Genomic DNA, 15666 nt, shown 5'->3' with positions numbered 1-15666 from the left:
GGCTTTGCCCCGGATAGGGTTCCGGGGCAAAGCACGATTTAGGATGATTATTCGGCGATCTTGTAGAGGTTCTTGGAATACCAGTTCTGCTCTACGTTATTGATCGGCCAGTTCCCCAGGTCGCTATCCATCATGTAGACGCCAGCATAATGATAGATCGGAATGACAGGGGTTTCTTGCGCGATGATACGCTCGACCTCAGTGTACAGAGGTGCTGCATCATCTGCTGTCTTTGCTTCGGCCAGCAGCTCATCAACGCGAGCGTTGTTGTACTTGCCGTCGTTGTAGCCGGAATCCGACTGCAGCAGATCGAGGAAGGTGGATGCTTCGTTGTAGTCGCCACACCATGCGCCACGTGCCAGATCGAAGTTCTGGTTGCCGCGCTCTTCCAGGAAGATCTTCCACTCCATGTTGGCGAGTTCGACGTTGGCACCCAGCTTCTGTTTCCACATCTGGCTCAGCGCTACGGCGACTTTCTTGTGCGCCTCTGAGGTGTTGTAGACCATCGAGAAGGTCAGTGGGTTGTCAGGACCGTAGCCCGCCGCAGCCAGCAGTTCTTTGGCCAGTTCGTCACGCTCGGCTTGCGACATCGACGCCATTTCCACCTCCGGAACGTCGAAGCCCGCGGTCGCTTCGGGTGCGAAAGTGTAGGCCTGCGGCTGACCGCCAGCCATGATGTTCTCGGTGATGATCTTACGGTCAACGGCCAGGGACAGGGCCTGACGGACGTTCGGATCCTTGAACGCCTCGGGGCCACCTTCGGACAGGTTGAAGGTATAGTAATAGTTGCACAGACGTGGATAGCTGATCGCTTCGTCAGGATATTCTTTGCTCAGACGCGGGAACTGACCTGCGGGAACATCGGTACGGTCCAGTTCACCTGCCAGATAGCGGGTCAGGGCAACGTTCTCATCATTGATGACCAGGGCAACGACTTTGTCGAGGATGGTGTTCTCGTTATCCCAGTACATTTCGTTGCGCTCACGAACCGAACGCTCCTGCGGCAGGTGCTCGGTCAGAACATAAGCACCATTCGATACGATGTTACCGGGTTTGGTCCAAGCATCGCCGAACTCCTCGATTACCTTCCGCGGGGCCGGAAACGTGGTCGAATGTGTGGTCATCTGCGGGAAGTAGGGCAGGGGCGCGCTCAGTCTCACTTCGAGCGTTTGATCGTCGATTGCTTTGACGCCCAACTCGCCAACCGGCTTTTCACCGGCGATGATTGCTGCTGCATTTTCAATCGACATCAGTTCCATGAACCACGCGTAAGGAGAAGACAGCGCGGGATCGACCGCTCGTTTCCATGCGTAAACAAAATCACCTGCGGTTACCGGATCACCATTTGACCATTTGGCGTTGTCGCGCAGGGTGAAGGTGTAGACGTCTTTGGTATCGTTGACAGTAAAGTCTGTCGCCACCCCAGGAACGAGGTTGCCGTTTTCGTCCTGGTTCATCAGACCTTCGAACAGGTCACGGACGATATCGGCCCCATCGGTATCTTCGACAACCTGCGGATCGACCGAACTGTGCTCGTCAAGAACGCGGTAGATAAAGGTCTGATCGTCGGCCAGCGGTTCACCGGTTACCGGATGGGTGCCTGCAGCAAAGGCGGCACCTGCGATCATGGTCGAGGACAGCAGCCCCGCCAGCGAGTTTCGGATGTATTTATTCATGTTGTTGCTCCCATTTGTCGGTGCCAGAATTGCACCCTGAAAAGGGGGTGGCATCCGGCAGCATGATTTGTCCGACGTTCGCTGGGACTCAGTTCAATTCGATTTTGGTTTTGCCAATTCGCAAGGAACACTGCGTCGCAGCTTTCTTAATTGCAGTCGGTGAGGTGGTTGCGAAAGTCGACTTTCACTGCTGCAGAACGTGACACTATTTGGGCAAGTGATAAAGACTTAGCTGGTCATTTAAACAACCAAAGGTAGAAAGAAACCCAAAGCGACGGGGTACCCGAAATTTTCTGAGGCGGAGCAGTGTCATCGTGACATTTTTGTGTAGCCCTGAGTCTTTTGCAGGCAAAACCTAAGTCCACAACTCCTGTTTTTGGAGGTTCCAAAGCTCAAATTCAAGCGAATCGCTGGTCGGTTTCACCACACGCCGCTGCGCGCTGGAATGTACCGACAAGGATGTGTCGCGAACTATATGGCTCATTTGACGAACATGCGTGATCTGACGTTAATAGCGTTTAGGATTGTCGGCTTTTGCCTACCCTTGCTCGGATCCGAGTCATTGACAGAATCCCGGCCAATGATTGGCTAACTCCACGTCGAGAAGTTCCGAGAGACCGGCGTTTCGATCTGAAAGATGCTGGCATAGATACGCGCGCGTTTTAGGGCGCATCGAAGATGGTGGGTTGTCTTCAGTCAGCACCCGCTTTGCCACAAAGCGAAACCAGTGCCAGTACGCTTTATTCGCAACTCGAAACAAGAACCTGCTGTCGTCACCGAAGTGTCGGGCGTAACGGTACCGAACCAGAACCCTGCCCACGCGATTCAGATGCAGCAATGTTTTTGTTCGGGCCGGGTACTTTGTCCTGTTGTGCCAGGTCTCAAGCTCATCGAGTGATATATTTGGTAAACCGAGAAAGCTAGCGACGCCGTCCATGGCCGTTTGCTGATTGGTTTTGAACTCCTCGAACAGAACCACATGAACGCGATCCTTTCCCAGAGCTGAAAAAAACTGGCGCAACGCAGGTGCGTAGGTTGATCCCAGTATGATCGAAGGCTCTTCGCTCAACGCTTTTTCGAACGACAGACATGTGCGCCCACTGCGGACCAGATGCCAATATTGGGAAAACGCGCGTTCAACCGGATCGCGCAGCATGAAAATAGCCTTCACCGCGGGGTCCGCCGCCCCGATACGAAAGGCAGCGACATCAGACATCAGATATGTGGTCGTGTCCTCACCTATAAGACAGCCGTCAGGGGCTTCTGAGAACCGGCTCTGATACCAGTCGCGCAAAGCCGGAGCCTTCGGATCACGCCAGACCAGATCCTCGCCATCCATTTCAAAGAAATCGCGATGCGCAATCGGATCATCGGCATCAAAAAAATACAATTCGTTCTTTGCCATCCAGACACCAGGGTGCTGGTCCAGCACCTGATGCAATGAGGTCGTTCCACATTTCGGCGCCCCTCCGATAATGAAATCCGGTGTTTCCAAAGTCATCGACTCCAAAATGGCCAATCGTTCAGGCGTTAAGACAGCTTGATGGGGGTGCGGGTGCTTCTGGGTCCAATTGCCGACGCTTGTTTCAGCAAAGCCTGACAGCGATCCAGGAACTGGATGTTCTGCTGGTCCTCGTTGAACTCGCTCTCCACCTTTTCCCGTGCTGCGGTGGCAAGAGCTTTGGTCAGATCGGGGTTTTGAGCGAGACGGACGATGTTTTTATAGAAACCTTCTGCATCGCGCTCATCCGCCAGCAAACCGGTTTCACCGTGGGTCACTAGCTCGGGGATTCCGGAATGGTACGTGGTGCAAACCGGTGTCCCCAACGCCATTGCTTCCATCAATGTGACCGGGATGCCTTCCTGATCACCATCCCTTGCCGTCAGGCTCGGCACAAACAAAGCATCCGCACCTGCTATCCGATACAGCGCATCCTTGTGCGGCAACGAGCCCAAAAACTCTATGCGATCCCCAAGCTCTGTTTTTTCCACCTGATCGCGCAGCTGCTCCATTAGGGGACCATCGCCGCCTATGTCATAACGCCAATCCAACTCAGGGTGCCTCTGACGCAGCAGTGTCAGCGCCCTGATCGCTGTTTCTAGCCCCTTTTTCTCAACCAGCCGACACACGCTAACAAAGCGTAGTGTTGTTCCAAACGATGGAGAGCAAAATTCGTAATCCGAGATCGGGATTCCGAGATGCCGGGTTTCAACTTGGTCTGACGGGGCGCCGCATTCCACAAGTTGCCGGGCAAACTGCTCATTTACAGTGACTTGCAGATCTCCTTCGGTAAAGAGGTCACGATAACCCGCCAACGCGTTGCGCCGGTATTCAACGCTGACATCGCGCCCGTGGAAAACGGTCACAAGCGGGGGGCGATGTTTCCAGCCACGTTGTGCCCGGGCGACCGCCCGTCCCCGAAACCCGAAATGCGCAACAACAACATCGGCATCGATCTGACGTCGCCACGCAGCTCGGTCCAGCTGTGCGGCGATCCGGCGAGACCACGAACTCGGTAGAACCTTCAGGATACGTGGCTGTTCGCGTGGCCAGATGATCGTCTTCACATTGCCAAGCAAGCTTTCCTGTTCCTCTGAAAGAGCAACGTCCGTGCCGACCGTCTTGCACGCGACGATCACCTCGTGCCCGTGCCGCAAGGCATGAAGCACCTGCGAGGTCACAAAGGTTTGCGACAGAACCGGAAAGCTAGAGACACAAAAGCAGATCTTCATAGCCCGCTTCCTTGGGTGATCGAAATCCGCATATCAGGCTGGAACGCTGGCATCTTGCTTAGAAACTGCGCGCTTGAGCACCGAAATAAAAGTATCATGCTGGCGATGGAAGTTCAGCTCGGGCCGTTGAGCGTAGGCCAACGCTTTTTCGGACAGATCGGCATAAGCGGTGTCATCAAACCAGAGTCTGCGCAGCGCAGCGACCCAGTCTTCGGTCGGTGCATCATGGGGCAGGACAATACCGCCAGGTCCAATAGCCTGACCCAGCCCACCCCTGTCCGAGCCGACAACAGGGATACCACTACAATGGGCCTCGGACGCTACGCGGCCCCAGGCTTCTTCCCACTGGCTTGGGGCCAACAGGACCTTTGTGCGGCCGTAGACCCTCGACATATCCGAGGTCCGGCTCATGTAAGTTACATTCGGCAACTCGGCGATCTCGGCCATAATCTGTTTGAAAAGCCCGTCCCACAAGGTCCAGGCCTCGACAAACAAGAACGGAATGTCGGGACAGGCGCGCGCAACGTCGCGAGCCACCTCATATCCTTTTTTGGGGTGAATGTTGATCAGTGTCGCAAACTCTTTTGTCGAATCGCAGCTGTATTCTTCAAAGTTTATAGTCGGAGTTATAACTGTGCAGTCGATACCATAAGCGTCGCGATAGGCTCCGGCCGTAAAGTTAGAATTAGCGATGAAGCTAGCGCCCGGAATAGCGCTGACATCGCCTTCATTCTCATTGAATTCGACATTGCGCAGATAGAGCACGACGGGCAGACCCAACTTTGCGAACTCATGCCCAAGATGGGCCGAATGGCGTGTCTGGATCACAACGACATCGGGCCGGAAATGCTGGACAGCTGCGGCGATCCGATGCGGATCGGTCGGCTCCCACGTACGCATCACCTCATAACCTTGCCTTTGGTCGATACTGAACGGTCGGCCTGTCATCTTGCGTTGCACGCGCATTCGAAAGCCGAAAACTCCGCGCCCGGAAAAGCCGCAATAGACTGCGCATTCGTGGCCCTGTGCGATACTCTGTCGGATTAGGTGATCGGTGCTGTTCTGGGTTCCACCGCTGGCTTCGGGCAACCAGCTATTCCCGCCAGCAAACAGAATTCGCATCGTCAAAACCTTCCAAATTCGCATGAAAACAGCGTGCGCAGTGACGTCTGAGGAAAACTCATGTGCGGGTTTCTTGGCATGACTCCGCCCTCCACATTTGGCAGGTTTGTGTGAACAGGGCGGCGTCCTGCGCATAAATACTGCGCAGATGATCGGCCGCCGATTGCGGCAGCTCCGAGCGCCGCCCGATTGTTTTATTGGCATGTTTAAGGGCACTGGGGGCCACACCAGCAAATTTCTCCAGCCCCTGCGCTATCCTGTGAAACGGGATCAAGTGATCTACCTCGATGACATCGCCGTCACAGATGAATTCGCTTTGGGGCCGGAAGTGAAAATACCGCATGGAGGTAGCCCGAAACGATGGATTGTTGCAGAACCGGTCCAGGAACGCGTCAATTGAGCGATCCCCGATCATACGCGCACCGAATCGTCTGTCCTGCTCGTTTCGTCCGCCAGATTTGAGATAATCGAATGCCGATAGGAACCGATCCACCGGATCACGTAATATCGCGATCTTGGGAAGAGATTGCCAGGCGCGCGGACAAAGCGCCTGAACCTCGCGCCATGTGCGGTGACGAACGTGATAGCCATAGATAGCGTCCTCGACCGAGGTGCCCGCGTTCTTGGGAATATGAATCAGAATCAGCCCGCGTTTCATATAGACGTCATCAAGGTTTGGATCAGGTTTGGGATGAGACCGCGCAATCATCCGACCGGGCGCGACCTGCCAGCTGATCCGGGTTCCGATCTGTTCTAGATAAGTCAACGCAGTTCCCCCGCCATCCAACGGTGAGTGGCACGCTGTTCGACGAGATATGGAGCTCCTATTCGCATCAGGCGTGCTTTCCCGATCTGGGCCGACGGAGGGTTCTTGCCGCCTGGATGAGCAGCTGCTTCACCTCGACCAGAATCTCGCGCCCGTAGGAGCTGAACGTCAAAACAACCACAAAAACCAAATAGCTCAGCGTAGTCCCCATCAGCAGTTTCAGCGACGCAGTATCGGGCAGCCCCGAGTGGCTGCCCCAAATGACTGCGTAGGCGGCAAGCCCGGAGCAAAAAACTGGCAGGATATGCTTGCTAAGGCTGTCTCGACCAATCGGTCCTTTTCGACTGACAAGAGCCCAAAGCGGAAACAGCTTCAGGACCGTGACGGCGGCATAAGCCACTGCAACTTCCCTTACACCGTATTGCACACCCCACAGAACGGCCCCGCAGGTCACCACGGCTGACGCGAGGCCCCAAAATGCCATCTCGCTCGTACGCCCCTGACTGACAAACAGCCAGCCCGTCGGATTAGCGAGCGGTTGAGCCAGGGCAGCGATTCCCAAAGCCGCAAAAATTGGCGCGCTGTTGGCCCATTGCGCGCCCAACAGAAAGGGAACCGCCGTCTCTGCCATACCGGTCATCGCGGCGACGCCGGGCAGGATCGCGAGCTGCATTAACCCGAAGACACGAAAAAATGCACGGGCATAGCGCTCGGGCTCATCCTGCATACGCGAAAGGACAGGCACCATAACCTGCGACAGAGGCTGAGCCACCCGGTTCAGCGGGAACAGGATCAGCTTGTAGGCGCGGTCATAAAACCCAAGCTGCGCGCTGCCCCAGACCCGACCGATCAGAATACTATCCAGATTGCGCGACAGAAAATTTGCCAGTTTGAAACCTGTGATCCCGGCACCAAACCCCAGCAAATCGGCTGTTCCCGGCGCTAAGCCGGGCCGCGAAGGGCGCCAGGTCACCCAGACCCAAACCATCACAGACCCAACAATTCCGCCCACTAACGTACCCGCAACCAAGGCCCAGGGTGAGGGCGACACAAGCGCCCACAGGATCGATGTTGCAAGGGTGGCCAGCGCAACCATTCCGCTGTTTATTGCGATCCGTCCAAACATCATCCGGCGGTTCAGCAGCGCAAAATGCTGCGCCCCAAGGGCGGTCAGCATCATGCCAAGCGCCATCGCTCGGATCAGCCAGATCAGGTCTGGTTCATTGTAGAATTGTGCGATCAACGGTGCCATCAGGATCAGGAAAATCGTCAGGACAGCGCTCACGCCCATATTGATCCAGAACAGCGAATTGAGCTGACCGTATGTCAGCGACTTTTTCTGAATAACGGCTTGCAGCAGACCCATTTCCTTGAACATCGACAGGAACGCGATAACCGGACCGATCATCGCGATACGGCCAAAGTCGGCAGGCACCAGCAGACGCGACAGAATGAGGACAGAAGCAATCTGGCAGCCGACCGTCACACCCTGGCTGAGCCCGGTGTAAAAGCTGCCCTGCAGCACGGTACCTTTGTAACTGTCATGAGCAACAGTCTTTACTGCCTCATGAAGTCCACGTTGAGCCATTGCGAGGTTCTTTCCGACAATTCGACGTCGTGCGTTGGGGCGACCTAAGCACAGCGGGATGTGACTCGCCCATCCTTTGCAGGTGCAGCATCCTTTTCAGCAAATTCCCGCCATACGGGTGCCCGACAAAGTGGCAAACCCGCTTACTTTCCACGCGCAAGACTGAAAGCGGACATCCGGGTATTAAGCCAGTACTGCATTCGATTGTTGCCGCAAGAATCCGCACATCGACGTTTTCCTGCTCATTCCAGCTCAGACATCGGCTCTGTTTCGCCCGCTGTTGGCTCCGGCTTTGACAATCACCGAAGCGCGAGTCTAGCTACAACCCATAGCTGCATCCGTGGTGGGATGATCGACCGATGACGACTCAGAGCTACAAGAATCATGATAATTTTTCTGCGGGTTGCAGGAACCCCGACGAGCAGAGACGTATCCTTTATCTGGCCCATGATCTGGATGACGCCGCGATCTGGCGTCGTGTTGACATGCTGCGTCTGGGCGGCGCGGAGGTCACGGTTGCCGGGTTTCGTCGCCGCACCGGTCCTTTGCCCGAGAACGCTCTGGTTCTGGGCCAAACCTACAACGCCAGAATGCTGCAACGCGTGCTGTCTGTGCTGCAACAACGCATGCGCTTGAAGGCATCGTTTTCGGACATCCCGCATCCCGACACTATTTTGTGCCGCAACCTCGAGATGTTGGCATTGGCCGTCCCGTTGCGTCGTAGCCTTTCGAAGGGTCGGCCCGTTGCGCTTATCTACGAGGTCCTCGATATTCACCGCCTGATGGTTGGCCCTTCGAAACCTGCGCGGGCGATGCGCTGGATCGAGCGACGCCTGTGCCGAGGAGTCGATGGCCTGATCGTATCGTCTCCGGCCTTCCTACGTGCCCATTTCGAGGCCTATGAGCAGTGCCAAGCACCGGTCTTTCTAGTTGAAAACAAAGCGGTCAATGCTGCTTCCCCAATACCCAAGCCCAGCGAGTACAAATGTAAGGACGCGCCGTTGCGCATCGGCTGGTTCGGGATACTCAGGTGTCCTTTCTCGCTGCACAGTCTCGATGCGCTGACACGGGCGCGGCCGGGCCGCTATCAGGTCATTTTGCGCGGACGCCCGGCCCTTGACGCTCTACCCGATTTTCACCGGATCGTGGAGGCCAACCCGGACTTGCAGTTCGAAGGATCCTATGTGTATCCGGACGATCTGGCGCGCATTTATAGCGGAGTCGATCTTGCATGGTTGATCGACCGATATGATACCGGAAGCAATTCCGACTGGCTTTTGCCAAACCGTCTGTATGAAAGCGGGATCAATCAAGTCCCGCCGATTGCCTTGGCCGGGACCGAAACTGCGCGACGTCTGAACGAACTGGAACTGGGGCTGATCCTGGATCAAGCAGATAACGACGCGGTCATCGATATGATGGATAAACTGTCGTCCGAAACTCTCGAACATCTGCGCCAAGCCCAACACACCGCACCCCTCAGTACTTGGAGGACAACCGATCAAGAGGCCCGCGACCTTGTAGACGCAATAGCAGGCAAAAAAGCCGAGCAACGTGTTAATACGTCACAGGACGCGGTTCTGATCGTTGTGCCGACACTGAACGAAGCCGCGCATATCGCAGCTGTCATCGATGGATTGGCCGGTTTTATGCAACGCAGGCTGCGTTGTGGTGCGCTGGTGCGTCTTGTGATTGCCGATGGTGGATCAACAGATGACACGCTGGACATCGTTCGGGATCGAATCGCCGCATTGCCGCAATTCGACATCCGCCTACTGAACAATCCTGCCCGCATCCAAAGCGCAGCGATCAACGCCGCCTGCGCCCGGTTTGGAGATGGGATGGATTGGTTGCTGCGTCTGGATGCCCATTCCAGCTATCCTGACGATTTTACCGATGTGCTGCTTAAAGAGGCTGAGAAAACTGGCGTGGCAAGCGTCGTTGTTTCCATGAACGCGGTTGGCACGACCCCAAAGCAGCGCATCATCGCACTCACGCAGAACACTCGGCTGGGCAATGGTGGATCGGCCCATCGTCTCACCGGAACGGGACGGTTTGTCGATCACGGGCATCACGCCCTGATGCGGCTGGATGCGTTCCGGTCAGTGGGTGGATATGATGAGAGCTTTTCGCATAACGAAGATGCAGAACTGGACTTGCGGCTGACGCAGGCAGGGCATCGCATCTGGCTGACATCCCGCACGAAGTTAACCTATTTTCCGCGCCAGTCTCTTGCGTCGCTCTTCCGGCAATATCTAAATTTCGGCCGAGGACGAGCGCGCACAGTTCTAAAGCACAAGCTAAGGCCGCGCCCTCGTCAACTTCTCATGATATTGGTCGCTCCTGCGGTCGCAATGGCGGCGCTGGCCTCGTTTGGAATGTTCTTTACACTTCCGGCTGCTCTATGGGGGCTTGCATGTCTGATCGGTGGAGCCGCTCTGGCGGTTAATCGTCGCGATCCTTTGGCGCTTGCGGCTGCGCCAATTGCTGCCACGATGCATCTGGGATGGTCGATCGGGTTCTGGCGGCAGGTTCTTCTGCGCCCACCAGCATCGCATTCTCGCCTCGCGCTGGCTCACCCCCCAGAGACCGCACCAGTCTTAATCGACCATGTCGCCGTCGGGGTCTGCACTCATCGGCGACCGGAACTGCTCGGGACTTTGCGTTCATTGGAAGGCCAGGTACTGCCATGCGGAACCCGCCTATCGATCATTGTCGTCGACAATGACGATACTCCCACGGCGCGTGACATGGTCGAGAGCTTCGCCTCTGGGTCGCAGCACAACGTAATCTATCGCTTCGCCCCCTCCGGTAACATCTCGATTGCCCGAAACGCAGCATTGGAAGAGGCCGAGCGACGCGAATTAAGTGTCTTCGCATTCATTGATGATGACGAGATCGCACCACCCGAGTGGCTCAACACGCTTATCACCCGGCTGACAGACGCGGATGCGGATGTCGTCGTCGGACCGGTAAGAGCCATTTATCCGACTGATGCGCCGCGCTGGATGCAGCATCTCAGTATCCATGACACGCAACCTGAAACAGACGCAGACGGACGACCCATCGCCGGGCACAGTTGCAATGTGATCATGAATCTGGCGAGCGATGCGCTCACAGGACGCCGTTTCGATCTTGAGCGTGGAGTATCTGGTGGCGAGGATACGGCCTTTTTCAGGGCGGCGATGCAGGACGGCGCGCAAATCGCGTTTGCGCCAACTGCGTGGTTGGATGAACCGGTTACCCCTGAGCGGGCAACAATTTCATGGCTGCTGAAGCGCCGGTTTCGGATGGGACAAACCCATGGGAACCTCCTGCGTCAAGACAACGGAACCCACGGGCGTTTTGCCATGCTGCCGCTCGCTTTTGCAAAAGTGGTCTATTGTATGGGGCTGGCGCTAGTAACCATCCCGGTCGCTGCTCGCCGCAACGCCAACCTCCTGCGGGGTGCGTTGCACATGGGCACAATTGCGTCACTGATCGGCTTTCGCGAAGTCGCAATATACGGATCATCCTCGAGCAAGCGTCGCGTAACTGGAATCTGACCTGGATTCCCGCCGAGAATCCCGTGGACAAGCATCTAGAAATTTCCTCGATTTTGCTCAATTGACGTCCAGAATAGAATGCTACGTCAGGCAACAAGCGACGATCCTGAGCAAAACACTGTAGCAGGGTCGCGGACTTTTGCTGTAGGCTTTGTCGAACAATGGGCGAATTGAACTTCGATCTGCGTCCGTTTTGCTGGTGAAAACGATGCGATTGCCGATCTTCATAGCGGGTTTCTTTTTCTCTGTTGCTGTAGCGGCAGCAATTGGTATGGCCGCTGGCTTCAGCACCGGAAAGCTCATCCTATTTGTCATTGCCGTAGCGGTTGTTTTGCAACTGGCATATGTAGCGGTTGTTGCTTTGCTAGCGGCAAACCAGAAGCGCAAACGTCAGGACAAAGACGGCAAAACGCCAGCCACCCCATCGACTCAAGTTGCTCAAGAGACTGATGCGTGATGCCAAAATCGCTCTTTGTAGGTAAACGCTCAAAACTATAGCAATGCGAGCGGTCGACTGCCGAGACACCAGCGCAAACTTCAAAGGCGCTTGGACACAAACGGCAGATCGCATACGATTTTTGCATCAAAGAACCCGTCGTCGGTGCCTTTCGGCTTTGCTCAAACCGGTCCAGTCTCGATGCGCCCCAGCGTTACCGTCATCATCGCCGCCTACAACGCACAAGACACGCTGTCTCGGGCGATCCGATCTGCACTTGCCGAGCAGGAAACGGCGGAAGTGATCGTGGTGGATGATGCCTCTAAAGACGAAACCGTAGCCATCGCCGCTGCCGAAGCTCAACAAGACCCGCGTGTTCGGCTCATCTGTCAGGACAAAAACCAAGGACCTGCGGCCGCGCGCAATCGAGCCTTAGAGGTCGCCATTTCCGATTTCGTGGCTATTCTAGATTCGGACGACGTATTCTTGCCGGGGCGGTTGAGACGCTTGTCGTCAGTAGCAAACTGCGAGGTGATCGCTGACAACATAGCATTTGTCGCGCCCGCCCATTTGGACGCAGCAACAACTCAGGATTGGTCGGAAATCGCGCCCGAGTTTTCTTCGCTTGGAACCGTCGATTTCGTGCTCGGCAACTTACGCAGGCCGGGTGTATCGCGAGGAGAGTTGGGGTTTTTGAAACCCATTCTTTCGCGCGAATTTCTAGTCAAACATAACTTGCGCTATGATCCAGCGCTCAGGCTGGGCGAAGACTATGATCTTTATGTACGAATGTTGCTCGCCGGGGCACTAATGAAGCTTACGCACAGGCCGGGATATGCCGCAGTTGTGCGGTCAAATTCGTTGAGCGCACAGCATGGCGCTCAAGAGCTGGAACAATTCCAGAAAGCGCTTGAGGCGCATTTGCGTATGGGACCTCACGCACCTGATCTGACCGGCGCAATGCAGGCGCATCTAAAGGACGTTCGCCACAAGCATGATCACAGGGTTTTTCTTGATCTGCGCCGCACACAGGGTTCGGGGGTTGCAATCCAATATCTTCTGGACGCGCGCGACAGGGTCTGGCCCGTCATACACCAAATCGCAAGAGATAAACTTGGGCTCAGTAAAATGGCAGATGAGGCTGCCCCTGAGACCGGTGCGCGATTGCTATTGAACCCTGACAGAGCTGTTCCCATCTCGGGATTCTAAGATCTCCAGCATCGCGTTTGAGGGAATGCTAGCGGCCTTCGCTTCTTCTGCGGTAAGAATTATCCGCGCTGAGTTCCAGTCAGGCACGTAGCCCAACCCGTCCAAACCTTCCAAACCTATTGCGATAATGTGGACCGGGCCCTGTGCGGCCAATTCTGTCAGGTGGCACACCATTGCATATCGGTTTGACTGGTTAGATGGAGACCAAGATTCGACCGATACGCGTACCGCATCCTCAGGCGCATCAGCAGACGAAATCTGCTCGGACAAGGCAAGCACAACGGTTCTAGGTTCCGAGATATGTCGATCCGACGCGGCGTGTCGGCGGCGGTTCCAACGGTCTGCCAGACTGGCCACCAGATCCATCAAAAGCTTGGGGCGCCGCAGCAGTTGGCGGCACGCGCTTAGTGTATCGCGCGTAGTAATCGCAACCACCAGATGCTGATAGTGTAAGGTGCGTATAAGACGTTGTCGCCGAGTTGCAAGCGCTGCGTACAAGCCTTCATCGCCCATCGATTTCGACAGCGTCGCTGCCGAGTCGTGAGCTGCAATCAAGTTCTCTAGCGCAGGCACGGACAGACGGTGTGACACAGACTCCGAATGCCGTCGATAGAGATAGGTTGGCTCGGGTGTTACCCAGAACGTGGCCCCGCCGATCAGCAGGCGGCAATATAGATCAAAGTCCTCTCCGATCCGAAGCGTTTCGTCGTAGCGCAGCGCACGCAAGGCATCGCGGTGGATCATTGGTTTAAGATAACCCAGCGATGCCAGCCCTGAACTGGCTGTGTCACTTTTGACCAAATCGACGGCGGTGATGCGTTTAGCGGCATCCGTCGCAGCTTTTCCAAGCAAGGTCTGACCCGCAACATTCGCCGATCCAAAGCTCAGCAGATCATCGGCGATCATATCGGCTTTTAGCTGCGAAGCGGCGGACAGCAGGCGAGCAATCCGCTTGGGATGGATCACATCATCCGCATCCATGATGGCAATCCAATCGCCATTTGCGGCCTCCAACGCACGGTTTCTGGCTCCCGCAGGCCCTAAATTGTTCGGTAATGCAATGATTGTAAGCCGGCTGTCTGAGGCTGCCAGTATTTGCAATACCGCCACACTGTCGTCGATTGAGGCATCATCGACAACAATCAGCTCCAGAGTGGAATATGATTGATTCAGAACCGATAGCACCGCTGCAGCTAGATAGGCGGAGCCGTTGTAATTCGACATGATTACCGAAACCAATGGCCCGGCCATCTCGGCCTCCGCAGGACCATCGGCAATCAGGGGTGAGGGTTCTGCTTTCATGTACGCATTGCCCCGGTGGGTTCAGAGAACGCACAGAACAGCGGCGCACCGGTACATAAACCCGCGAGGATTACGCCGTTTCATCCGACCGCAGCGCCGCTGGCAGTGTTTGCACAAGGATGGCGATGTCCGTAGCGGTGTTTACATTGGTGACATAAGCACGGTCATAGGCAACGCGGCGTTTGTAGGTCGTGTTGTTGCGACCACTAACCTGCCACAAACCTGTAATGCCCGGGCGCGCTCGCAGATAGTGGCGGCTCGAAGGGCCATAGCGGCGCAGTTCATCAAACAAAACCGGGCGGGGACCAACAAGGCTCATCTCACCACGCAGAACGTTGATCAACTGCGGCAGCTCATCAAGACTGAGCTTCCGCAAAACATGACCGACCGACGTGACACGCGGGTCATCACGCAGCTTCTGGGTCTGCTCCCACTCCAGCCGCGCCTCGGGGCTGTTCTCCAGATGTTGTTGAAGGATCTCGTCGCTATTCACCACCATTGTCCGAAACTTTAGGCAGCCAAATGACCGTTTGCGATACCCGACGCGACAATGATGATACAGGATAGGACCTGGCGAGGTTGTGAATACCAGCAAAGCCAGTCCAACCATCAGCGGCGAGAACATGACCAGCATGGTCAATGCAACCGTGACGTCGAGTGCGCGTTTTGCCAACCCGCCAACAGGGGCGTTATGTGGCTTCGGACGGATCCATATTGCCTGTGCCGGGCCTAGCGCTGACACCATAATACTCTCAGCAGGAGCCGGTTCTGTCTCTAATGGTTTCATCACATCACATCCTCATTTCCCAGTTGCGTAACGCTGCAAATCAGCGCCGATGCCCCCTTAAATTGAAAAGACGATCGCCAACACGCATCACCCGATGCAGGCGAAAGTGATCTCTACCAGGCTGTCCTCATTACAAAGCCCCTTCTCGCATCTGTAGATAAGAAGGGTATGACAATTGCTGCAATTGCAAACTCGATTATCCGTGCGAGCGAAGCATTGCCTATGGATAACGGGTCGTTAACGTGGAATCCGCACATATAGACACGGTTGCCGAGTATCTTTTGACTTCGGCTGTGCGAGCTGCCTGAATTCAAGGCAGCTACAGAACTTTTCGTGTTCCGATACAATCGGGATGCGCGAATCTGACTCACGCTATGCGAGAGTGCTCAAAGCAAGCAAAGAGCAGTAAATTCATGAAAGCTAGATCGAACCCATGCTCAGAACGAATCGTTCCCGAGCCGAATACTGACGAGGTGACTCTGGTGTCTTGTGATCCAGTCGT

General features: G+C 55.6%; 11 protein-coding genes. 3 read left to right on the top strand and 8 right to left on the bottom strand.

The window, feature by feature from the left end; all coding sequences use genetic code 11:
• Positions 1-47: 47 nt before the first annotated feature.
• The 6 genes from ACR0EL_RS08160 to ACR0EL_RS08135 all read right to left on the bottom strand — a co-directional run bounded on the left by ACR0EL_RS08160 (position 48) and on the right by ACR0EL_RS08135 (position 7885).
• Positions 48-1676: a peptide ABC transporter substrate-binding protein gene (locus ACR0EL_RS08160; RefSeq protein WP_480499312.1), complete on the bottom strand. Its 1629-nt coding sequence runs from the start codon at positions 1674-1676 to the stop codon at positions 48-50.
• A gap of 559 nt (positions 1677-2235) precedes the next feature.
• The gene (locus tag ACR0EL_RS08155) at positions 2236-3177 is read right to left on the bottom strand and encodes a sulfotransferase family protein (protein WP_480499311.1); all 942 of its coding nucleotides are present in this window, start codon (positions 3175-3177) and stop codon (positions 2236-2238) included.
• 29 nt (positions 3178-3206) lie between these two features.
• On the bottom strand, positions 3207-4409 hold the full coding sequence (locus ACR0EL_RS08150) for a glycosyltransferase (protein ID WP_480499309.1): 1203 nt from the start codon (positions 4407-4409) through the stop codon (positions 3207-3209).
• Between the two features lie 33 nt (positions 4410-4442).
• Complete coding sequence (locus tag ACR0EL_RS08145; protein WP_480499308.1) at positions 4443-5531, bottom strand: glycosyltransferase; 1089 nt, start codon at positions 5529-5531, stop codon at positions 4443-4445.
• 58 nt (positions 5532-5589) lie between these two features.
• Positions 5590-6297 carry a sulfotransferase family 2 domain-containing protein gene (locus tag ACR0EL_RS08140; protein WP_480499306.1) on the bottom strand — a complete coding sequence of 236 codons (708 nt, stop codon included), beginning with the start codon at positions 6295-6297 and terminating at the stop codon, positions 5590-5592.
• A 67-nt stretch (positions 6298-6364) separates the two neighbouring features.
• Entirely contained in the window at positions 6365-7885 is a 1521-nt protein-coding gene (locus ACR0EL_RS08135; protein ID WP_480499304.1) for a lipopolysaccharide biosynthesis protein, read from the bottom strand.
• 359 nt (positions 7886-8244) lie between these two features.
• On the opposite strand from ACR0EL_RS08135, the gene ACR0EL_RS08130 reads away from it, so the two are divergent.
• The 3 genes from ACR0EL_RS08130 (at position 8245) to ACR0EL_RS08120 (ending at position 13075) form a co-directional block, all read left to right on the top strand.
• Entirely contained in the window at positions 8245-11430 is a 3186-nt protein-coding gene (locus ACR0EL_RS08130) for a glycosyltransferase (RefSeq protein WP_480499303.1), read from the top strand.
• A 208-nt stretch (positions 11431-11638) separates the two neighbouring features.
• On the top strand, positions 11639-11887 hold the full coding sequence (locus ACR0EL_RS08125; RefSeq protein ID WP_480499302.1) for a hypothetical protein: 249 nt from the start codon (positions 11639-11641) through the stop codon (positions 11885-11887).
• 180 nt (positions 11888-12067) lie between these two features.
• On the top strand, positions 12068-13075 hold the full coding sequence (locus tag ACR0EL_RS08120; protein ID WP_480499301.1) for a glycosyltransferase family 2 protein: 1008 nt from the start codon (positions 12068-12070) through the stop codon (positions 13073-13075).
• On the opposite strand, the gene ACR0EL_RS08115 is transcribed toward ACR0EL_RS08120, so the two are convergent.
• The gene (locus tag ACR0EL_RS08115; RefSeq protein ID WP_480499300.1) at positions 13034-14377 is read right to left on the bottom strand and encodes a glycosyltransferase family 2 protein; all 1344 of its coding nucleotides are present in this window, start codon (positions 14375-14377) and stop codon (positions 13034-13036) included. The two genes, ACR0EL_RS08120 and ACR0EL_RS08115, sit on opposite strands and share 42 nt — an antisense overlap.
• 70 nt (positions 14378-14447) lie before the next feature.
• Positions 14448-15164: a sugar transferase gene (locus tag ACR0EL_RS08110; RefSeq protein WP_480499299.1), complete on the bottom strand. Its 717-nt coding sequence runs from the start codon at positions 15162-15164 to the stop codon at positions 14448-14450.
• Positions 15165-15666 lie beyond the last annotated feature (502 nt).

The organism is Ruegeria sp. AH12, from assembly GCF_056541465.1.
This window is presented reverse-complemented; position numbering and strand designations above follow the sequence as displayed.